The 19,699-nt window shown below is 65.2% G+C and carries 20 protein-coding genes; 16 read left to right on the forward strand and 4 right to left on the reverse strand.

Annotation, left to right across the window (positions count from 1 at the left end):
* Window positions 1-97: 97 nt before the first annotated feature.
* The 5 genes from CSAL_RS08905 to CSAL_RS08925 all read left to right on the forward strand — a co-directional run bounded on the left by CSAL_RS08905 (window position 98) and on the right by CSAL_RS08925 (window position 5,011).
* Window positions 98-1,051, forward strand: coding sequence for a LysR family transcriptional regulator (locus CSAL_RS08905; protein ID WP_011507055.1), 954 nt, complete (start codon window positions 98-100; stop codon window positions 1,049-1,051).
* 125 nt (window positions 1,052-1,176) lie between these two features.
* Complete coding sequence (locus CSAL_RS08910) at window positions 1,177-1,944, forward strand: SDR family NAD(P)-dependent oxidoreductase (protein ID WP_011507056.1); 768 nt, start codon at window positions 1,177-1,179, stop codon at window positions 1,942-1,944.
* Window positions 1,945-2,082: 138 nt separating this feature from the next.
* Window positions 2,083-2,550, forward strand: a complete 468-nt coding sequence (locus tag CSAL_RS08915; RefSeq protein WP_011507057.1) for a hypothetical protein — start codon at window positions 2,083-2,085, stop codon at window positions 2,548-2,550.
* Between the two features lie 75 nt (window positions 2,551-2,625).
* Complete coding sequence (locus CSAL_RS08920) at window positions 2,626-3,627, forward strand: NAD-dependent epimerase (protein ID WP_011507058.1); 1,002 nt, start codon at window positions 2,626-2,628, stop codon at window positions 3,625-3,627.
* 43 nt (window positions 3,628-3,670) lie between these two features.
* The gene (locus CSAL_RS08925; RefSeq protein WP_011507059.1) at window positions 3,671-5,011 is read left to right on the forward strand and encodes a UDP-glucose dehydrogenase family protein; all 1,341 of its coding nucleotides are present in this window, start codon (window positions 3,671-3,673) and stop codon (window positions 5,009-5,011) included.
* A gap of 56 nt (window positions 5,012-5,067) precedes the next feature.
* On the opposite strand, the gene CSAL_RS08930 is transcribed toward CSAL_RS08925, so the two are convergent.
* The gene (locus CSAL_RS08930) at window positions 5,068-6,099 is read right to left on the reverse strand and encodes a YeiH family protein (protein ID WP_011507060.1); all 1,032 of its coding nucleotides are present in this window, start codon (window positions 6,097-6,099) and stop codon (window positions 5,068-5,070) included.
* Window positions 6,100-6,179: 80 nt separating this feature from the next.
* Between CSAL_RS08930 and CSAL_RS08935 the strand changes: the two genes are divergently transcribed.
* Window positions 6,180-7,070 (forward strand): LysR substrate-binding domain-containing protein, encoded by an 891-nt coding sequence (locus CSAL_RS08935; protein WP_011507061.1) that lies wholly within the window; start codon window positions 6,180-6,182, stop codon window positions 7,068-7,070.
* Between the two features lie 48 nt (window positions 7,071-7,118).
* On the opposite strand, the gene CSAL_RS08940 is transcribed toward CSAL_RS08935, so the two are convergent.
* Entirely contained in the window at window positions 7,119-7,916 is a 798-nt protein-coding gene (locus tag CSAL_RS08940) for a GntR family transcriptional regulator (protein WP_011507062.1), read from the reverse strand.
* Between the two features lie 101 nt (window positions 7,917-8,017).
* Between CSAL_RS08940 and suyA the strand changes: the two genes are divergently transcribed.
* The 7 genes from suyA (at window position 8,018) to CSAL_RS08975 (ending at window position 14,626) form a co-directional block, all read left to right on the forward strand.
* Window positions 8,018-8,302: a (2R)-sulfolactate sulfo-lyase subunit alpha gene (gene suyA, locus CSAL_RS08945; protein ID WP_011507063.1), complete on the forward strand. Its 285-nt coding sequence runs from the start codon at window positions 8,018-8,020 to the stop codon at window positions 8,300-8,302.
* A gap of 2 nt (window positions 8,303-8,304) precedes the next feature.
* Window positions 8,305-9,474: a (2R)-sulfolactate sulfo-lyase subunit beta gene (suyB, locus tag CSAL_RS08950; protein WP_011507064.1), complete on the forward strand. Its 1,170-nt coding sequence runs from the start codon at window positions 8,305-8,307 to the stop codon at window positions 9,472-9,474.
* A gap of 184 nt (window positions 9,475-9,658) precedes the next feature.
* Window positions 9,659-10,642: a tripartite tricarboxylate transporter substrate binding protein gene (locus CSAL_RS08955; RefSeq protein WP_011507065.1), complete on the forward strand. Its 984-nt coding sequence runs from the start codon at window positions 9,659-9,661 to the stop codon at window positions 10,640-10,642.
* Window positions 10,643-10,696: 54 nt separating this feature from the next.
* Complete coding sequence (locus CSAL_RS08960) at window positions 10,697-12,208, forward strand: tripartite tricarboxylate transporter permease (RefSeq protein WP_011507066.1); 1,512 nt, start codon at window positions 10,697-10,699, stop codon at window positions 12,206-12,208.
* Window positions 12,198-12,680 carry a tripartite tricarboxylate transporter TctB family protein gene (locus CSAL_RS08965; protein ID WP_011507067.1) on the forward strand — a complete coding sequence of 161 codons (483 nt, stop codon included), beginning with the start codon at window positions 12,198-12,200 and terminating at the stop codon, window positions 12,678-12,680. The genes CSAL_RS08960 and CSAL_RS08965 overlap by 11 nt, the downstream gene beginning before the upstream one ends.
* Window positions 12,681-12,698: 18 nt before the next feature.
* Window positions 12,699-13,628, forward strand: a complete 930-nt coding sequence (locus CSAL_RS08970) for a hydroxyacid dehydrogenase (RefSeq protein ID WP_011507068.1) — start codon at window positions 12,699-12,701, stop codon at window positions 13,626-13,628.
* On the forward strand, window positions 13,625-14,626 hold the full coding sequence (locus tag CSAL_RS08975) for an Ldh family oxidoreductase (protein WP_011507069.1): 1,002 nt from the start codon (window positions 13,625-13,627) through the stop codon (window positions 14,624-14,626). The genes CSAL_RS08970 and CSAL_RS08975 overlap by 4 nt, the downstream gene beginning before the upstream one ends.
* A gap of 22 nt (window positions 14,627-14,648) precedes the next feature.
* Here the strand turns inward: CSAL_RS08975 and CSAL_RS08980 are convergent, their stop codons facing one another.
* Entirely contained in the window at window positions 14,649-15,728 is a 1,080-nt protein-coding gene (locus CSAL_RS08980) for a glycosyltransferase (protein WP_011507070.1), read from the reverse strand.
* Between the two features lie 27 nt (window positions 15,729-15,755).
* Complete coding sequence (locus CSAL_RS08985) at window positions 15,756-16,466, reverse strand: hypothetical protein (protein WP_011507071.1); 711 nt, start codon at window positions 16,464-16,466, stop codon at window positions 15,756-15,758.
* A gap of 154 nt (window positions 16,467-16,620) precedes the next feature.
* On the opposite strand from CSAL_RS08985, the gene CSAL_RS08990 reads away from it, so the two are divergent.
* From CSAL_RS08990 to CSAL_RS09000, 3 genes are all read left to right on the forward strand, one after another.
* On the forward strand, window positions 16,621-18,048 hold the full coding sequence (locus tag CSAL_RS08990; protein WP_011507072.1) for a mannose-1-phosphate guanylyltransferase/mannose-6-phosphate isomerase: 1,428 nt from the start codon (window positions 16,621-16,623) through the stop codon (window positions 18,046-18,048).
* 97 nt (window positions 18,049-18,145) lie between these two features.
* On the forward strand, window positions 18,146-18,325 hold the full coding sequence (locus tag CSAL_RS08995; protein WP_011507073.1) for a hypothetical protein: 180 nt from the start codon (window positions 18,146-18,148) through the stop codon (window positions 18,323-18,325).
* A gap of 178 nt (window positions 18,326-18,503) precedes the next feature.
* Window positions 18,504-19,688, forward strand: a complete 1,185-nt coding sequence (locus CSAL_RS09000) for a glycosyltransferase family 9 protein (protein ID WP_011507074.1) — start codon at window positions 18,504-18,506, stop codon at window positions 19,686-19,688.
* Window positions 19,689-19,699 lie beyond the last annotated feature (11 nt).

The following is a 19,699-nucleotide window of genomic DNA, read 5'->3' on the forward strand; positions in this document are numbered from 1 at the left end:
GAAGTTTGTGGCATTGTGATTCCTCTGGGTTATCGGCAAGTCGAGCGGGCATGCGCCATGGGCACGCGCCGCTCGTGACGACGAGGATGTTTTCACCATGACGACGGGCAAGCTGTCCCACGCGCATCTCTGCGGTTGGCTGCGTTTCAAGCATCTGACGCTTCTCACCACGCTGGCGGAGAGCCGCAACATGCACGCCACGGCGCGGGTGATGCACCTGAGCCAGCCGGCCGCGAGCAAGATGCTGCGGGACCTGGAGGTATACTTCGGATTTGCGCTTTTCGAACGCCTGCCGCGTGCCATGCAGCCCACCGAGCTGGGAGAGCAGGTCATCCGCCATGCCTGGATCCTGCTCAACGACATGGAGCGCCTGGTCGACGACATCAACGATCTGCGCGAGGGCGGCTACGGCCAACTGCTGATCGGCGCGATCGCGGCGGCCGCGCCGGAGATCCTGCCGGCGGCCATCGCACGTCTCAAGCAGGCCCGGCCGCGCCTGTCGGTGAGTCTGCAGGAGCAGACCAGCGACAGACTGCTGCTCGAGCTGGAGCACAAGCGTCTCGATCTGGTCATCGGGCGCTTGACGCATGTCAGCCAGCACAACCTGTTCGATTTCGAGCCGCTGCTGGACGAACCGCTGCGGGTCGTGGTGCGTCGCGATCACCCTCTGACCCGGCGTGGCGAGGCGCCTTCGCTGGACGAGCTGAGTCACTGGCCCTGGATCCTGCATCCCTTGTCGAGCCCCATGCGCGGCGTGTTCGAGTCGGCGCTGGCCGAGGAAGGGATCGCGACGCCGGCCAACGTTGTCGAAACCACGTCCATCCAGGCGACGCTGCAGCTGCTGCAGTCCTCGGACATGCTCGCGGTGCTGCCACGCTCCGTCATGCGTCGTCCCCTGGCGGGGGGCCAGTACGTGGTCCTCGAACGCGTGATCGGCAAGCCGCTGGACTACTACGGCATCATCACCCGCCGCCAGGAGCCGTTGTCGCCCGCGGTGGAGGAACTGGTCGTGCACTTGCGCCGGCTGGCCGCCGAAGCCGACGGTCGCTGACATGGCTTGTCCTTAAGTCTAATGCCGGTCGGCCCCGCAATCTGGAATCCTGACACGCACTTAGTGTGATGTATGACAGCATGCCGTGTCCGGATGCTGTCTCCACCGGCTTGGGAGCAATCACCATGTTCGATGAGTTTCAGGGCAAGCGCATTCTGGTCACCGGGGCGAGCACCGGCATCGGCGCCGCCGTGGCCAAGCGCTTCGGCGCACTGGGCGCGCATGTCGCCGTGCATTACAACACCAGCGAGGCGCCGGCACGCGAGGTGGTCGAGGCCATCGAGCGCGCCGGTGGCCAGGCGTTCACGCTTCAGCAGGACGTGAGCACCGCCGAGGGCGCCGTCGATGTGGTGGACCGGGCCGCCGAGCGCCTGGGAGGATTGGACATCCTCGTCAACAACGCGGGGGACATGCTGGGGCGCGTACCGGCGGGGGACATCGAGGCGGCGCATTACGCACGCGTGATGGACCTCAACGTGCGCTCGGTGACGCTGGCCACGCGCGCGGCGCTCGCCCATTTCCGCCGCCAGGGCGAGGGCGGCAACATCATCAATACCACGTCGGTGGCGGCCCGCAACGGGGGCGGCCCCGGGGCGTCGCTGTATGCCTCGGCCAAGGCCTTCGTCAGCTCGTTCACGCGGGGCATGGCCAAGGAGCTGGCCGGAGACGGGGTGCGGGTCAATGCCGTGGCACCGGGTGTCATCGTGACGCCGTTCCATGATCGCCACAGCAGCGATGCCCAGCTCGAGGCCATGCGCGCCGGCATTCCCATGGGGCGCCTGGGGACGCCCGAGGAGTGCGTCGGGGCGTTTCTGTTCCTGGCATCCGACGCCATGAGCGGGTATGTCACGGGGCAGATCCTGGAGGTCAACGGCGGGCAGCTGATGCCCTGAGCGTCAAGCGGATCGCGGCACGGCCGAGCGCAGACGCGAGATCGGCCTGGATGCCTGAACCGCGAGGCCATCACTGGTATCCTTGTCTCGTGATGCTGTCATCACCGAAAGTCCATCACCGAAAGACAACGGGACTCCATGGCCTCGCTTTCCTTGTTCCTTTCCATCCTCATCTCTGCGGTGGCGCTGACCGCGGCGGCGACCATGCTGGTCTATCGCTGGCTGAACCGCCGTGGGGCGTCGTCCGGCAAACGCGGCGGGCAGGCTGCCCGCAAGCGTTCCGCGTCCGACAAGCGGCGCTCCCGCGGGGGAAGCCGTTCACCGAAGACCACCACCAAGAGCGCATCGAAGCAGGGCGCCACAGGTCCGCGCGTGGCGTTTCCACGCCTGCCCGCCTGGCTGCGCGCCGCCTTGCCGCTGGGCATGATGCTGACGCTGATTGCCGGGTCGGGCCAGCTGGCGCTGCAGGGTATCGACAATGCACACCGCGCGTCTGCCGGCGACCCGCGTCTGCCGGCGCTGGAAAACGCGGTGGACGGCCTCTCACTGCTGGCATTGGCGTTCCTGCTGGCGGGAATCGCCGCATGGCTTGCCCGTCGTCAATGACGCGAGATACATGGATCGGCGCGTTTGCAGCGCCATGCTATAGTCCCGCCATCACACGCAGATGACGCTAGCCTCATGAATATCCTGATCACCGGCATGGCCGGCTTCATCGGTCATGCCGTCGCCAAGCGCCTGGCGGCCGAAGGGCATGACATCGTCGGCATCGACAACCTCAACGATTACTACGACGTGTCGCTGAAACAGGCCCGCCTGGACGACCTGGCGGCATGGCCGAACGTGCGCTTCGAGCGCCTGGACCTGGCCGATCGCGCGGGCATGGAACGCCTGTTCGCCGACACGCGTTTCGAGCGTGTCATCCATCTGGCCGCGCAGGCCGGGGTGCGCTATTCCCTCGACAACCCGCACGTCTACGCGCAATCCAACCTGGTGGGTCACCTCAATGTGCTGGAGGGCTGCCGCCACCAGCAGGTGCCGCACCTGATCTATGCCTCCTCGAGCTCGGTCTATGGCCAGAATGCCCAGGTGCCGTTTTCCACCGCCGATGCCGTGGACCACCCCATCAGCTTGTATGCCGCCACCAAGAAGGCCAACGAGCTGATGACGCACAGCTACTCGCATTTGTACGGGATTCCCGCCACCGGGCTGCGTTTCTTCACGGTCTACGGCCCCTGGGGACGTCCGGACATGGCCATGTTCAAGTTTACCCGGGCGATTCTCGCGGACGAGCCGCTGCCGGTGTTCAACCATGGCGATCTGTCCCGGGATTTCACCTATATCGACGATATCGTCGAGGGGGTCGTGCGCATCATGCAGGCGATTCCCGAGGCCGACCCGGACAGTCCGGGCGCGAGTCCCGACCAGAGCACGGCGCCCTTCGCGTTGTACAATATCGGGCATGGCAGTCCGGTGGCCCTGATGGACTTCGTGCATGCGCTGGAGCGGGCCACGGGACGCACGGCGCGGTGCGACTTCAAGCCCATGCAACCCGGCGACGTGCCGCGCACCTGGGCGGATACCGACGCGCTCTTCGAGAAGGTCGGCTATCGTCCGCAGGTCGGCGTCGACGAGGGCGTGGCGCGCTTCGTCGAGTGGTACCGCAGCTTTCACGGGATTTGATGCCCACGATTTTTTGGTTAACGAGCGTAAAGGACGACATACGATGAAGATCAGTATCTTCGGTACGGGATACGTGGGCCTGGTCACCGGGACTTGCCTGGCGGACGTGGGGCACGAGGTCATGTGCATGGACGTCGACGCTGACAAGATCGCCCGCCTCGAGCGCGGCGAGATCCCCATCTACGAGCCGGGGCTGGACGCCATGGTGCGTCAGAACGTGAGCGAGGGCCGGCTGCGGTTCACCACCGATGCCGCCACCGCCGTGGGCTTCGCGCCGTTGCAGTTCATCGCCGTGGGCACGCCCCCGGACGAGGATGGCAGTGCCGATTTGCAGTACGTGCTGGCCGTGGCGCGCAGCATCGGCCAGCACATGCAGGACGACAAGGTCGTCGTCGACAAGTCGACCGTGCCGGTGGGCACTGCGGACAAGGTGCGCGCCGCCGTTCAGCAGGAGCTCGATGCCCGCGACGCTGCGCTCACCGTGGATGTCTGCTCCAATCCCGAGTTCTTGAAGGAAGGCGCCGCCATCGAGGACTTCACGCATGGCGCACGGATCATCGTGGGCACCGATGCCGAGCGGGTGCGCGAGATCATGCGTGAATGCTACGGTCCCTATAACCGGCACCATGAGAAGTTGATGTTCATGGATATCCGCAGCGCCGAGCTGACCAAATACGCGGCCAACGCCATGCTCGCCACCAAGATCAGCTTCATGAACGAGATCGCCAATCTCGCGGAGCGTCTCGGGGCGGACATCGAACAGGTGCGGCGCGGCATCGGCTCGGACCCGCGCATCGGGTATCACTTCATCTATCCGGGATGCGGCTACGGCGGCTCCTGCTTTCCCAAGGACGTGCAGGCACTGGCGCGCACCGCCGGCGAGATCGGCTACCATGCCGAGCTACTCGAAGCGGTCGAAGGCGTCAACCAGCGTCAGAAGGCCACCCTGTTCGCCAAGCTCTCGCAAGCCTTCGACGGCGATCTGGCCGGCAAGACCATCGCGCTCTGGGGGCTGGCCTTCAAGCCCAACACCGACGACATGCGCGAGGCCCCGAGTCGCGCCTTGATGGAAGCGCTGTGGGAATGCGGCGCCCGGGTGCAGGCCTTCGACCCGGAGGCCATGGACGAATGCCGGCGGATCTACGGCAAGCGCGACGACCTGGCACTGGTCGATAATCGCGAGCAGGCCATCGAGGGGGCCGACGCCCTGGTGATCTGTACCGAATGGAAGGCGTTCTGCAGCGTGGATTTCGCCTGGCTCAAGCAGTCGCTGAGCACACCGGTGGTCGTCGACGGCCGCAACCTGTTCGATCCGCAGGCGGTCAAGCGCGCGGGATTGTTGTACTTCGCGGTGGGGCGCGGGGATTCCTTGCGTACGCCATGAGCCCCGCTCACGACGAAACGGCGCCTTCGGGCGCCGTTTTGCGTTGGGCTCAACGTTCAGTGCATGAGCCAGGGCGTCACCCAGCCACCGCCGATCAGCAGCAGCAGGAACAGGATCAGGGCCAGCAGCATGGGCCTGACGCCCAGCGCCTTGAGCTTTTCCAGGCGGGTCTCGAAACCCAGTGCCGCCATCGCCATGGCCAGCGCGATCTGCCCGCCCATTACCAGCGACTGGTGCAGGGCTGCCGGCAGGACGACGATGCTGTTGAAGATCACCATGGCCAGAAAGCCGAAGGCGAACCAGGGAATCACCAGACCGCCGCGGCCGACTTCCGAGTCGTCTTCCGCCTGCCGATGACGGAGCCACCACTGGCCGACCACCAGCAGAAAGGGCACGAGCAGCATCACCCGGACGAGCTTGACGATCACCGCATTGGCCAACGCCTGGGGACCGACCGCGTCGCCGGCGGCGACCACCTGGGCCACCTCATGCACGGTGGCGCCGATGTAGATGCCGAACAATCCCTCGTCCATGCCGGTGAGAGGATAGAGCAGGGGATATACCAGCATCGCCAGCGAGCCGAACAGCACGACGGTGGCCACGGCCATCGAGGTGGCGGCCGGCTTCGAACGGATGGTGGTCTCGGTGGCGAGCACGGCGGCGGCGCCGCAGATGGCACTACCGGCGCTCGTGAGCAGAGCGGTTTCGCGATCGAGCCCCAGCAGACGTGTGCCGATCCAGTACCCAGCGGTCAGGATGGTGCAGATCACCAGGGCATCGAGCATGATGACCTTGGGGCCGAGGCCGAGAATCTGCTGTAACGTCAGCGACAGGCCGAACAGCACGATGCCGCCGCGCAGCAGCCAGCGGGTCGCGAACTGTAGCCCGCGGCCTGCCTGAGGCAGGCGCCCGCTGACGGGCAGGTTGCCGATCACGAGACCCAGCAGCAGCGAGAAGACCAGTGGACTGATGCCGCTTTCGCGGATGCCGGGCAGGTGAGCCAGGGTGAAGCCCCCCAGGGTCAGGCCGGCGCAGAGTATCAATCCCTGCCACATGAGACATTCTCCGATGATGGGCGGTACCGCCATGGATGTGTCTCTCCAGGCTAAACCGGAATAGAATTATGTGTTATGTGGTAATAACGAAATGACAGTTAAGTAAAACCGATATGTCGACCCATGTGACCTTTCGCCAGCTCCAGGTATTCGTTGCCGTGATTCGTGGCGGCGCCGTCAATGCGGCCGCGCGGCAATTGCGTCTCTCACAGTCGGCGACCAGCCAGGCACTGGCCGATCTGGAACGTCAGCTCGGCGTGGTGCTCTTCGAACGGCTGGGGCGTCGTCTAGAGCTCAACGATGCCGGTCGTCGATTGCTCCCGTACGCGGAGAAAGTGCTCAACGGGCTCGATGAGCTGGTCGATGCGGCGCGCGAGCCCGACGGCGAGCTGCGGGGCACGCTGCACGTCGCGGCCAGCGCCACGATCGGCACCTATCTGCTGCCGATGCTGGCCGGACGTTTCATCGAGCGGCATCCCGCCGTCGACCTGCAACTGCGGTTGCGCAACACCGAGGACGTGATGCGCGACATTCAGCGCTTCGACGCCGATTTGGGATTGATCGAGGGGCAGTGCAGCGAGTCACGGCTGGTGAGCGAACTCTGGTGTCAGGACGAGATGGTGGTGGTGGCCGCGCCCCAGCACCCGTTGGCGGCACGCGACGGCCTCGGGGTCGAGGAGCTGCAGGCAGCGCAATGGATCCTGCGTGAACCGGGCTCGGGGACGCGGGCGATCTTCGAGGCGGCCATCCACCCCCACGTCGAGCGTATCCGCGTGCGTATGGAGCTCGATCAGCACGAAGCGATCAAGCAGGCAGTGCGCGCCGGCTTCGGGTTGGGCTGCCTGTCACGGCTGAGCGTGGCGGGCGAGCTCGAGCGGGGCGAACTGGTGGCGTTGAGAAGCCCGCTGCAACTGACCCGTTCCTTTTCGCTGGTCTGGCATCCCGAGCGCTACCGCAGCCCGCTCTGGCAGGCCTTCAAGGTCTTTCTTCGCGACAATCACTGAGCGTCGTCGAGGCTTCACCGATATCCCCCGACATGCGGGCCGGCTCCGCTATAGCCGGCTGGCATAGCAGTATTCCTTCGTCGTCAGTCGCGAGATGCGCAGCTCGATCGGTGCGTTCTGATAGTTGCTTGCCACGCGACGAATCTCGATCAGGGGCTCGCCGAGTTCCACGCCCAGATGGGCGGCGTCCTGTTCGCCTGCCTTCACCGCCACGAGCCGTTCGTCGGCATGCGCGACGGTGGCGCCGTATTGATGCTGGTAGAGCTGATAGAGCGTGTTGGGCAGCACCTCCGGTTGCGACTCGAGGGCGGCGAAGGTGTCGGCATCGAGCACGATGTCCTCGAGCAGCGTCGGACTGCCGGCCAGCTCGCGGACCCGGCGGATGTGGATCACCTCGGCCCCGTCGGCCAGTTCCAGGGCGTCACGCTCGGCGGCAGTCGCCGTGCGCCGTCGCCGGCTCAGAACGCGTGACACGGGCAGGCTGCGCTCGCCGTCGCGACGAACCACGTTGAAGAAGCGAAACAGGGCGCGATCGGCATCGTGGGTGGCAACGGCCGTGCCCTTGCCCTGACGACGGACCACGACGTTGTCGCTGACCAGTTCGTCGAGTGCCTTGCGCAAGGTGCCGACGCTGACGTTGTAGCTCGCGGCCAGTGCCGCCTCGCTGGGAATCAAGGTACCTGGCGGCCACTCCCCTGAGGCAATCCTTTCCAGAAGCAAGTCCTTGATCTGCTTGTAAAGCGGCTGAAATGTCGGGCCTTTCGGCGCGGTCATTGAGTCGACGTCCTTGTGAATGGGTGGCGATGCGGAAGTGTCGTCCTGTGAATTGTACCTGGCGATCGGCATGTCGGCATCTCCTTGACTGTTTTATATACTATGTCATATACATGAGTTGGCAGCGAGATTGAATCGCTGTCACGACAACGAGACCAATGAAGGAGAGGAGCATGAGCATCGATTTCGTGGTCCACGACGCCGACGACGCGGTCGGCGTGGTGGTGGTGGAAGGGGTGGAGGCCGGTCAGATGCTGACCGGCTGGGTGATGGATCAGGACAGGACCCTGCAGTTCGAGGTCAAGGATGCGATCCCGATCGGCCACAAGCTGGCGATCCGCGATCTCGCCGAAGACGAGACGGTCATCAAGTACAGCGTCGATATCGGCCGGGTGGTGCAGTCGATCCGCCAGGGCGAGCACGTTCACGTTCACAATGTCAAAACCAAGAGGTGGTAAGCATGGAACTCAAGGGACGCACTTTCCTCGGCTATCGGCGCGACAACGGCCGTGTCGGCATCCGCAATCACGTCATCGTGCTGCCGGTGGACGACATTTCGAATGCCGCGGCGGAAGCGGTGGCCAACAATATCAAGGGCACGCTGGCATTGCCGCATCCCTATGGCCGGTTGCAGTTCGGCGCCGACCTGGATTTGCACTTCCGCACGCTGATCGGCACCGGCTGCAATCCGAACGTCGCCGCGGTGATCGTGATCGGCATCGAGCCAGGCTGGACGGGGAAGGTGGTCGACGGCATCCGCGCCACCGGCAAGCCGGTGGAAGGCTTCTGGATCGAGCAGAACGGCGATCACAACACCATCGCCAATGCCTCGCGCAAGGCCCGCGAATTCGTGCAGTACGCCAGCGAGCTGCAGCGCGAACCCTGCGACGTCAGCGAGCTATGGGTCTCCACCAAGTGCGGTGAGTCCGACACCACCTCCGGATGCGGCGCCAACCCCACCGTCGGCGAAGCCTTCGACAAGCTCTACGAGCAGGGCTGCACGCTGGTGTTCGGCGAGACTTCCGAGCTCACCGGCGGCGAGCACCTGGTCGCGGCGCGTTGCGCCAACGATGACGTGCGCGAACGGTTCCAGGCGATGTTCGATCGCTACAGCGCGATGATCGACCGTCACAAGACCAGCGATCTTTCCGAATCGCAGCCCACCAAGGGCAACATCGAGGGCGGATTGACCACCATCGAGGAAAAGGCGCTGGGCAACATTCAGAAGATCGGCAAGCGCTGCCGGGTCGATGGCGTGCTCGACAAGGCCGAAACCCCCACCGGACCGGGCCTGTGGTTCATGGACTCCTCCTCGGCGGCGGCCGAGATGGTCACGCTGTGCGCGGCCTCGGGGTACGTGGCGCATTTCTTCCCGACGGGGCAGGGCAACGTAATCGGCAACCCGATCCTGCCGGTGATCAAGCTCTGCGCCAACCCGCGCACGGTACGCACGATGAGCGAGCATATCGACGTCGATGTCTCGGGGGTCCTGCGTCGGGAAATCAACCTTCAGGAGGCGGGGGATCAACTGCTCGAGATGCTGCTGCGCACGGCCAACGGACGGCATACCAATGCCGAGGCGTTGGGCCATAGGGAATTCGTGCTGACGCGCCTCTACGAAAGTGCATGAGGCTAAAGAAGAGTGCCGCCGGACGATCGTCGAATGCTAATACGGTCGAGGCTGTGTACCGGCATGTCCATCACGGAAGCAGCAAGGTAGCGACGCGTATCGCCACAGGGCGGATACGCGGCATGTCGGGAGTCCGCGGGCTCCCGGTAACCGAAACACAATAACAGCAATATCGGAGTCAACCATGCGCCAGATTCGCTTCAAGACCCTGAAAACGGTCGCTCTCCTCGGCGGCCTGCTAAGTGCGGCCACGTTCGCCGGCCTCGCCATGGCGGCCGGTGTCGAGGATTTCCCCGACCGCAACATCCAATACATCATCCCCTTCGGCCCGGGCGGCGAGTCGGATATCAGCGCTCGCCTGCAGCAGAAATACTTCCAGGAGATCACCGGCCAGCAATTGATCATCCAGTACATGGCCGGCGGCGGCGGTGCGGTCGGCTGGTCGCAGCTCAACGAGATGGACGGCGACGGCTACACCATCATGGGTACCAACCTGCCGCACATCATTCTCAAGCCGATGGGCAAGGATCCCGGCTTCAAGACCGCAGACCTCAAGAACTTCTACTACTTTCACTACTCGCCCGACGCGCTGATCGTCCGCAACGACAGCCCCTTCGAAACGCTCGACGACCTGATCGCCGCCGCCAAGGAGGCTCCGGGCAGCGTGACCGTGTCCGGCAGCGGGACCCAGTCCGCCAACGACATCGCCAACCGCCGCTTCGAATCGCTGGCCGACGTCACGACCACCTACATCCCGTTCAAAGGAACCGGGGCGGCGGTCACGGCACTGCTCGGTGGCCAGGTACAGGCCGAGTGGGGCTATACCACTACCGCCGCCAATCATGACGACAAGGTGCGTGTCCTGGCGGTGGCCGCCGAGCATCGGCATCCCCTGTTCCCGGATACGCCCACCTTCAAGGAACTGGGCTACGACATGACCGGCGGGGCGTATCGCGGCATGGCGGTCCCCAAGGACACGCCGGACGACGTGACCCAGAAGCTTTCCGGCCTCTTTCAGCAGATCAATCAGAACCCGGAGTTCCGCAAGAAGATGCAGGATCTGGGGTTCGTCCTGATCGACGTACCGTACGTGCAGCTCAACGACTTCATGGCCGAGCGCCGTGCCGAGTATGAGCAGGTGGCACGTGAAATGGGCATCATCGACTGAGTTGACCGGTGTTCATCGGGGCCCTGACGGGCCCCTTTCGGTAGGGAGAAGTGCATGGATACCTTGAGTTTCATGGCCGCAGCCCTGTCTCCGGTCAACCTGATGCTGGCGGTCGTCGGTGTCGCTGCCGGTATCATCATCGGCGCGTTGCCCGGCTTGTCGGCCACCATGGCCGTGGCGGTCCTGGTGCCGGTGACCTTCGGCATGTCGCCCGAAGCCGCGTTGATCATGCTGGGGGCGATCTATACCGGTGCCATCTATGGCGGTTCGTATGCCGCGATCCTGGTCAACACCCCGGGGACGCCCTCGGCGATCGCCACGACCTTCGATGGCTTTCCCATGGCCAAGCGCGGGGATGGCGATCTGGCGGTCACGCTCTCCACGCTCTCGTCGATGGTCGGCGGCCTCATGGGGGCGCTGGCACTGTTGTCGCTGGCTCCGCTGCTGGCCCAGATCGCCCTGAAGTTCGGTCCGGTGGAGTACTTCTGGCTGGCCATCTTCGGTCTGACCTTGATCTCGGCACTTTCGGAGGGTTCGACCCTCAAGGGCTTCATCGGCGCGGGCCTTGGACTGTTGCTGTCCACGGTCGGCGTGTCGGTGATCGGTGCCGACATACGCTATGCGTTCGGCTCCCAGTTCCTGCTCGGTGGGGTGGAGACCATTTCGGCACTGATCGGACTTTATTGCGTGCCGGTGCTGATCGATCTGGTGGCCACGCCGAGCGCGCATCTCAAGCCACCCGAGAAAGGCAGAGGCATTCGTCTCGGCGAAGGGCTCTCGCTGATGTGGCGTGGCAAGTTCAATGCCCTGCGCAGTGCGGTCATCGGAACCGCGGTGGCCATCCTGCCCGGTGCGGGCGGGTCGATCGCCAGTCTGGTCTCCTACTCGGAGGCGCGGCGCACCTCGAAGCGCAGCGACAACTTCGGCAAGGGCGAGCCGGACGGCGTGATCGCCACCGAGACCGCCAACAACGCCACCGTCGGCGGCGGCTTCATTCCCACCTTCGTGCTGGGCATCCCTGGGACGCCGCCGGACGCGGTGATCCTCGGCGCGCTGCTGGTCCAGGGATTTCGCACCGGGCCGGAAATGTTCACCACCAACGTGAGCGTCACTTACACCTTCATCGGCGGGCTGTTCATCGCCACGCTGCTGATGCTGCCGATCGGCCTGCTGATCGGACGTTACGCCTTCAAGTCGATCGTCACCATTCCCAAGGCGCTGCTGGTACCCAGCATCGCCTTCATGACCATCATCGGCACCTACGCGATCCGTAACAATCCCTTCGATGTGGTGGTGATGGTGGTGCTGGGCGTCGTCGGCTGGGTGCTGTCGCGCTATGGGGTGAAACCGTCGCCCATCGTGCTGGGACTGATCCTCGGGCCGATCGCCGAGCAGGGCTTCGTCCAGGGCTATCTGATGGGCAACGCCTCCGGCTCGGTGGTGGGCGCCTTCTTCGGTCGGCCGTTGTCGCTGGCGATCATCGCGATGGTGCTGCTGTCGGTGCTGTTCCCGTTATGGCGCGGCTGGCGCCATCGCTCATCCAAGGAGACGGCTCATGGCCACTGACAACGACACGCCGACGCTCGACGCACGGCCGTCGGATCGCATCCTGGCAGTGGTGATGATCGTCATCGCCAGCGGGGCGCTCGTATTCAGCCGCGACATGTCGATCATGGCCGGCGTCTTTCCACGCACCATCGCCGTGCTGCTGCTGATGTTCAGCATGGTGCTGCTGGTCAAGAGCCTCGTGGCGCATCCCCGGCGGGTACGTCCCGAGCCGGGCAGCGTCGGGCGTCGACTCGGACTGATCGCCGTGCTGCTCGTCTGGAGCCTCGCGCTCAAGTGGCTGGGCTTTCTGCTCGCCAGCGTCGCGAGTGCGGCGCTGCTGGCCGGCCTCGCTCACTACCACGCCTGGACGCTTCGACGGGCGATCGGCTATTCGCTGGCCCTGGCCTTGATCATCGGCGGCTTCTACATCCTGTTCGCCATCGTCCTCAACGTACCGCTCCCGGCGGGACTCCTGTGGCGCCATTTCTAACCGAACGAGACTTCTGACATGTCTGACGTACTCATCAGTGAATTCATGGACGAGGCGGCCGTCGCCGATCTCGAAAGGGACTGCTCGGTGACCTTCGATGCCACGCTGGTCGACGATCGCGCTCGCTTGCTGTCATCCGGGGCCGGGGTGCGTGCCCTGATCGTGCGCAATCGTACCCGCGTCGACCGCGAGCTCCTGGCGCGCTTTCCCGACCTGAGAGCGGTGGGCCGGCTGGGCGTGGGGCTCGACAACATCGACGTGGATGCCTGTCGTGAGTCCGATATCGCCGTCCTGCCGGCGACCGGTGGCAATACCGTGTCGGTGGCGGAGTACGTGCTGACCGGGATCTTCATGCTGCGCCGCGGCGCCTATCTGTCGACGCCGCGCGTGCTGGCGGGCGAGTGGCCGCGTCAGGCGCTGATGGGGCACGAGACGCAAGGGGCGACCCTGGGGCTCGTGGGGTTCGGCGGCATCGCCCGCGACCTGGCCCGGCGCGCCCAGTGCCTGGGCATGCAGGTGATGGCCCATGATCCCTTCGTGCCCGCGGATGACGCCGCCTGGCAGACGGTCGAGCGTGCCGAGCGGCTGGCGACGCTGCTGGAGAAGGCGGATGCGGTCAGTCTGCACGTGCCGTTGAGCGAGGGGACCCGGCATCTGATCGATGGCGAAGCGCTGGCGACGATGAAGCCGGGAAGCCTGCTGATCAACACTGCGCGTGGCGGCATCGTCGATGAAAGGGCATTGGCCGCCAGCCTGCGTGACAGACATCTGGGCGGGGCGATGCTGGATGTCTTCGAGGAAGAGCCGTTGACCGCCGACTCGGTGTTGAGCGGTGTCGAAGGCTTGATCGCCACGCCGCACATCGCCGGCGTGACCCACGAGTCCAACGAGCGGATCAGCTGGATCACCGTCGACAACGTGCGCCGTGCGCTGGGGGTGAGGGCATGAGCCGCATGATATCGCTGCGCGAGGCCGAAACGCTGGCGGTCGCGGCACTCGAGGCGGTCGGCGTGCCGCGCTGGGAGGCCGAGGTCACGGCCCGGGCACTGATCGACGCCGAACGTGACGGGCTGGCGTCCCACGGCTTGTCACGGTTGCCGTTCTATCTTGCCCAGGCGCGCAGTGGCAAGGTCGTTGCCGATGCGCAGGCGCGGGTCGAGGTCGCCGGCTCGGTGATTCGGGTCGATGCCCGACACGGCCTGGCGTTTCCGGCCATTGCCCGGGGCGTGGAGCGCGCCATTCCGCTGGCCCGCGAGCTGGGACTGGTCGCCGTGGCGATCGGCGGTTCGCACCATTTCGGGGTCGCCGGCGCGCCGGTCGAACGCCTGGCCCGCGAAGGGCTGGTGGCGATGGCCTTCAGCAATGCGCCTTCGGCCATGGCGCCGTGGGGAGGCAAGCGTCCGCTCTACGGCACCAACCCGATCGCGTTCGCGACGCCACGACGGGGGACCGATCCGCTGGTCATCGACCTGTCCCTGTCGAAGGTCGCCCGGGGCAAGGTGATGCTGGCCAAGAAGGCCGGCGAGCCGATTCCCGAAGGCTGGGCGCTCGACATCGAGGGACGACCCACGACCGACCCGGACGCGGCGATCGCGGGCAGCATGGTTCCGGCCGGCGATGCCAAGGGGGCCTCGCTGGCGTTGATGGTGGAATTGCTGACCGCCGGACTCACCGGTAGTCACTTCGGCTTCCAGGCGAGTTCCTTCTTCGAGCCCGAGGGCGAGGCGCCGAGTGTCGGCCACCTGATGCTGGCCTTCGATCCGGCCCACTTCTCCGATGGTTACCTCGAGCACATCGAGGCGCTGTTCCAGGCCATGCTCGAGCAGGAAGGTGTGCGGCTGCCCGGCACCCGGCGCCATGCCTTGCGCCGCGAACGCGGCGAGTCGCTCGAACTGCCCGAAGCCGTGGTCGACGAGCTGCGTGCCTATGCCGTGTCCCGCGTGTAACGGGCCACCGGGTGGCATGGCCTCAGGCTGAACGGGCCAGCGCCTCGAACTGCGGCAGCACGGTCTCCTTGAGGAAGGGGCGGTAGTGCGCTTCGGTGACGGTGATGGGTGCGGCATCCATGCGTGCGATGGCATCGGCCAGGGCCGCTTCGTCCTCGCGGGGGACGAGGAAGTCGGCAAGTTCGCCGGCGAGTATCTCGCGGGGGCCGGAGGGGCAGTCGACGCTGACCACGGGCGTTCCCAGCAGCAGCGATTCGATGAGCGCGCGTGGCAACCCTTCGGCGTCCGAGGTCAGGATCAAGGCCTTGGCATGGCGAATGAACGGATAGGGGTTGGTCTGGTAGCCGGGCAGGATGACGCGCTCGGCGAGCCCCATGTCCTCGATCATCTTGCGCAGCCTGGCTTCTTCGTCGCCCTTGCCCTTGCCCAGCAGGACCAGCGGGGTCGTCACGCCGCTGGCCTTGTAGGCGCGCAGCAGGCGGTCATGACGCTTGCGGGGCTCGTAGGTCCCGACATTGATCAGGTACTCGCCCTCCGGCACCGGCGCCGGTTCCTCGGCCAGGCGCAGGAAGGGCTCTCGCTCGTAAGGGTTGTAGATGGCGCGAATCTCGGCGGGCCGGAGGCCGATGACGTCGAGCAGGTTATCCTTGACGCCCTGGGAGACGGCGACGACATTGCGCCCGGTATAGAAGCGGTGCACCTTGGCGAATGCCTTGGCGCGCTGGTCGGGATCGCTGAATTTCGCCGAGATGTCGCTCTTGATCCAGAACCACAGATTGGGGTGGCGCAGGTGGCGAGTGATCTTGTCGCACGAGCAGGAGAGCACCACGTCGGCGGCGAAGTCGTCGAGGGTCCTGGCGATGCGCGCGGCCTGCCATTTCTCCACCAGCGGCGTCGAGAACATCTTGCTGAAACGGTTGATGAGCGCGAGGTTCTCCACCGTGACGCCATCCGGAATCGGCTGCTCGATCCTGTCGCGCAGGATGAACACCTTGACCGTGTGGCCGCGTTGATGGAGACCGGCGGCCGTGTAAAGCAGCGATTTTTCCGCGCCGCCGCCGTAGAGGTCGGCGATGACGAAGGCAAAGCGTTTGGGCGTCATGGCATCATCCTTGAATCGGGGGAAGACTCACGCGGGCCGACCGAGTCGCTCGTGAAGATAGTCGTGCGCGAAACGGCGGTAGCGATCGCCTTTCAGTTTGCTGGGGCTCAGCATGGCATCGATGGCCTGGCGTCGCCGGTCGGCACGGCGAGGCAGGCGCTTGACGTGGGTGTCGATCCACACGATGTCGCCCTTGGCATCGACCCAGACATTGCCATAGTGGAAATCGCGATGGCAGTAGCCGTGGTGTATCAATACGGCCGCGTCGTCGCATAGCCGGCGTATGAACGCCAGGCGCGCCGTTTCGTCGAGGCGCAGGAAATGGGTTTCGCCGGATTCGCCGCTGGCCAGGTATTCCATGGCGAGCAGCGAGCCCAGGGGGTTGAACGGATTGATCGCCAGTCCCACACCCCGGCAGGCCACGGCCTTGAGCCCCGCCCGCCGGATGAGGCGGTTCGAGCGCCATTCCTTGAGCGCATCGAAGCCGCCCAGCAGCCGTTTTTCGAGGATATCGCGCAGCCACCAGTTGAGTGGCTGACGCTTGGCCGTGAATTTGTCGGCGATCAGCTTGAACAAGGTGTTCGAGCGCGGCTCCAGGTAGAAGCGACTGCTGCCGACGGCCTCCATGTGTCGAGTCGTCTCGGGCTGCTGCAGTGCGATGCGGCCGGGAAACGGAAAGCGTGTGCGCAGGTAATACCAGCGCGGCACACCGTTCAGCGAGACTCGATACAGGGGCATGATGGGGTGGCGACCTTCCGCAATAGGTTGGGCGCTAATCCTCGATAAGCGCTCACCGCTTGTCAAGGTAATGACACATTGGGACTGGCGACATGCGCAAGCGCTGCGTAACGTGATAGCCGCGCGTTCGATCATTTCGCCCGAGGAGCCTTGCATGTTGACGCCCGTGATTCTCGCCGGAGGTAACGGCACACGCCTGTGGCCGCTGTCGCGACGGGATACGCCCAAACAGTTTCTTCCCCTGCTGGAACGACGCAGCATGCTGCAGGCGACGCTGGCGCGACTCGACGGCCTGACCACCGCGAGGCCCATCGTGGTCTGTGCCGACGCGCACCGGTTCCTGGTGGCCGAGCAACTGCGTGACAGCGGGGTGGAGGCGGATATCGTGCTGGAGCCCGAGGGGCGCGACACGGCGCCGGCCATTGCCCTGGCGGCGCTGTGTCAGCAGGCACGCGAAACAGACGACGGCGCCGATAGGGGGCCACTGCTGGTGCTGCCCGCCGATCACCACATCGCGGATGTGGCGGCGTTTCGCGAGGCGGTCGAGCGGGCGCTGCCGGCAACGGAGCAGGGGGCGTTCGCCACCTTCGGCATCGTGCCGCGTCATCCCGAGACCGGCTACGGCTACCTGGAAGTGGACGACATCACCGCAGGCCTGCAGCCGCTCAGGCGTTTCGTGGAGAAGCCCGATGCCACGCGGGCCAAGGCATTCCTCGAGGCGGGACGGTATCTCTGGAACAGCGGAATGTTTTTGATGCATGGCTACCGCTATCTGCAAGCGCTGGCGCGCCTGCGCCCGGCGATGCACGACGCGGTGACCGCGGCCTGGGCGGCGCGACGGACGGATCTCGATTTTCTGCGCCCCGATGCCGCGACGTTTGCTGCCTGCGAGCGCGAGTCGGTGGATTACGCGGTCATGGAACATGTCGACGATGCCGTGGCGGTGGCCCTCGATGCGGGCTGGTCGGACGTGGGGTCGTTCCAGGCATTGTGGGACATCGCCGAGAAAGATGCCGACGGCAATGTGTTGCGCGGGGATACCCTGGCCGAGGCGACGCGCGATACCTGGGTGCAGAGTCAGTCGCGCCTGGTGGCGACGCTCGGCATCGAGGGGCTGGTCGTCGTGGAGACCGCCGACAGCGTGCTGGTGGCCGACCGGCGCCATGCCCAGGACATCAAGACCCTGGTGGCGCGGCTCGATGCCCAGGGCCGCTGCGAAAGCGCGGCGCATCGCTGCGTCTATCGTCCATGGGGCAGTTACGAAAGCCTGGAAAACGGGCCGCGCTTTCAGGTCAAGCATATCCGCGTGCGTCCCGGCGCGCGCCTGTCGCTGCAGCGCCATCATCATCGTGCCGAGCACTGGGTGGTCGTGTCCGGCACCGCACGGGTGACCCGGGGCGAGGAGGACTTTCTGCTCAGCGAGAACCAGTCCGTGTATATCCCGCTGGGAGTCGAGCATCGCCTCGAAAATCCGGGGCGAATCGACCTGGAGATGATCGAGATTCAGAGCGGTGCCTATCTCGGCGAAGACGATATCGTCCGCCTCGACGACGATTACCGGCGCGATGCGAACGGCGAATGAAGAGTGCGGTGTCATCGACGTCACGTCGTTCTGACATCGAGACGTCATCTGGCATCGGCACCCTGACGGACAACGCCCCTTGAGATCGGAGTCCGTCATGCTGTCATTTGCTGCGGGAACCCTGTCACGCCGAGCCGGTACGCGACTCGCGGCCGGGCTCGAGGCCTGCTATCTCGTGGAAATCCTGCTGGCCCTGGGCTATCTGGCGGTCGGCTTGATCGCCGTGCCGCTGGGAATCGTCATGCTGGTACCGCGCCTGTGGCGGCGTCGCGCTTGACGAGGGGCTCTGTTCGCTCAAGGGGGAGACTTGAGCCATGCGTGAGAGCGTTCTCACGGATCCTTTCCCGGTAGTGAAGGACGAGGTCGGTACCGCACGCAGACCTGCGATGCGACGTTAAGGGTGTCATAAGCCGACGCGGGAATACTGGCAGGGCTATCCACACAGGAGTGCCCGCATGTTCCCCTTTACCTACCTGCGTCGGCATACGGCCATGCGCCACCTGGGGCGGCGTCTCGAAAAAACTGCCAAGAGCTGGCTCTATCGATCGGTTGCGCGAAGCTCCCGCCCGGCGCGGCCGGCGACTCCCGACGCGCTGCACGGTGTTCAGCGCGTCCTTCTCGTGCGCCCCAACTTTCGTATCGGCAATGCCGTCATCGGTGCCCGGTTGATCCAGGCCTTTGCTGAGGCGCGACCGGAGATCGAGATCGACTATCTTGGCACCGATACCACCCGCGCGCTCTTCGAAGGCATGCCGCTGTCCCGCTACCACGCTCTGAGTCGCAGCATGCTGGTCCGCCCATGGCGGTTGGCCCGATTGCTGGTTCGGCTCAGGCGAAGACAATACGATTTGGCCATTCAGGCTGGCGAGAACTCACTGACAAGCTGGCTGCTCGTGAAGACTTGCGGTGCCCGGCAATGCCTGGGGCAGCGCGGCCGGCTGGAGTCGGGTTATGACTGGGTCAGCCATGCGTCACCGTCTCATGCCCATCAGCGCGCAAGCTCGCTGGCGGCCAGCCTGGGGCTGGCATGCGCTGCTCGTCCATGGCTGGTGGTATCCGAACAGGAGCGTCGTGCCGCAGCGGTCAGGCTGACCGGCCCCTCGGGACGACGGGCATCCATTGGCATCTTCGTCGGCGGCCATCTCGACAAGCGTCTGCCGCTCGAATTCTGGCAAGACCTGCTGCGCGAACTCGAACGGCGGAAGGCGCCCTATCTCGTGTTGCTGGGGCCGGAGGAGGCGGCCCTGCGTACGCCACTGGAAAGTGCCGCTGGCGGATTCGGGCGCGTGCTTGCGCCAATGCCGCTGCGAGATTTCCTTGGCGTGCTGGCCAATCTGAGGTGCCTGATCACCCCGGATACGGGGCCCATGCACATGGCTGCCGCTCTGGAAGTCCCTGTATTGGCGCTGCTGCAAGTGGAGAAGTCACGCAAGTTTTCACCCCGGGGTCCCTCGGATTCGATACTTTTTCAGCCCACTCCGTCCGAGGTCGCCAGGCAGGCGTGCACCAACGCTGACCTTCACGATCAGCAACGTGACGAGGCGAGGTCCTTGCCGCGCCGGCATGACAGCCCGGCAGGGAAATGCCGGTCGAAGAAAGTCGAAAATGCCGTCTCGGCCTCGGCAGTAGAGAGGTCGTGACTCGGGGTCGT

Source organism: Chromohalobacter israelensis DSM 3043, from assembly GCF_000055785.1.
GTDB lineage: Bacteria > Pseudomonadota > Gammaproteobacteria > Pseudomonadales > Halomonadaceae > Chromohalobacter > Chromohalobacter israelensis.

Bases quoted from the DNA above. Each gene is read 5' to 3' on its own strand.
- CSAL_RS08905 (WP_011507055.1), top strand. From the start codon at position 98: ATGACGACGGGCAAGCTGTCCCACGCGCATCTCTGCGGTTGGCTGCGT.
- CSAL_RS08910 (WP_011507056.1), top strand. From the start codon at position 1,177: ATGTTCGATGAGTTTCAGGGCAAGCGCATTCTGGTCACCGGGGCGAGC.
- CSAL_RS08915 (WP_011507057.1), top strand. From the start codon at position 2,083: ATGGCCTCGCTTTCCTTGTTCCTTTCCATCCTCATCTCTGCGGTGGCG.
- CSAL_RS08920 (WP_011507058.1), top strand. From the start codon at position 2,626: ATGAATATCCTGATCACCGGCATGGCCGGCTTCATCGGTCATGCCGTC.
- CSAL_RS08925 (WP_011507059.1), top strand. From the start codon at position 3,671: ATGAAGATCAGTATCTTCGGTACGGGATACGTGGGCCTGGTCACCGGG.
- CSAL_RS08930 (WP_011507060.1), bottom strand. From the start codon at position 6,099: ATGGCGGTACCGCCCATCATCGGAGAATGTCTCATGTGGCAGGGATTG.
- CSAL_RS08935 (WP_011507061.1), top strand. From the start codon at position 6,180: ATGTCGACCCATGTGACCTTTCGCCAGCTCCAGGTATTCGTTGCCGTG.
- CSAL_RS08940 (WP_011507062.1), bottom strand. From the start codon at position 7,916: ATGCCGATCGCCAGGTACAATTCACAGGACGACACTTCCGCATCGCCA.
- suyA (WP_011507063.1), top strand. From the start codon at position 8,018: ATGAGCATCGATTTCGTGGTCCACGACGCCGACGACGCGGTCGGCGTG.
- suyB (WP_011507064.1), top strand. From the start codon at position 8,305: ATGGAACTCAAGGGACGCACTTTCCTCGGCTATCGGCGCGACAACGGC.
- CSAL_RS08955 (WP_011507065.1), top strand. From the start codon at position 9,659: ATGCGCCAGATTCGCTTCAAGACCCTGAAAACGGTCGCTCTCCTCGGC.
- CSAL_RS08960 (WP_011507066.1), top strand. From the start codon at position 10,697: ATGGATACCTTGAGTTTCATGGCCGCAGCCCTGTCTCCGGTCAACCTG.
- CSAL_RS08965 (WP_011507067.1), top strand. From the start codon at position 12,198: ATGGCCACTGACAACGACACGCCGACGCTCGACGCACGGCCGTCGGAT.
- CSAL_RS08970 (WP_011507068.1), top strand. From the start codon at position 12,699: ATGTCTGACGTACTCATCAGTGAATTCATGGACGAGGCGGCCGTCGCC.
- CSAL_RS08975 (WP_011507069.1), top strand. From the start codon at position 13,625: ATGAGCCGCATGATATCGCTGCGCGAGGCCGAAACGCTGGCGGTCGCG.
- CSAL_RS08980 (WP_011507070.1), bottom strand. From the start codon at position 15,728: ATGACGCCCAAACGCTTTGCCTTCGTCATCGCCGACCTCTACGGCGGC.
- CSAL_RS08985 (WP_011507071.1), bottom strand. From the start codon at position 16,466: ATGCCCCTGTATCGAGTCTCGCTGAACGGTGTGCCGCGCTGGTATTAC.
- CSAL_RS08990 (WP_011507072.1), top strand. From the start codon at position 16,621: ATGTTGACGCCCGTGATTCTCGCCGGAGGTAACGGCACACGCCTGTGG.
- CSAL_RS08995 (WP_011507073.1), top strand. From the start codon at position 18,146: ATGCTGTCATTTGCTGCGGGAACCCTGTCACGCCGAGCCGGTACGCGA.
- CSAL_RS09000 (WP_011507074.1), top strand. From the start codon at position 18,504: ATGTTCCCCTTTACCTACCTGCGTCGGCATACGGCCATGCGCCACCTG.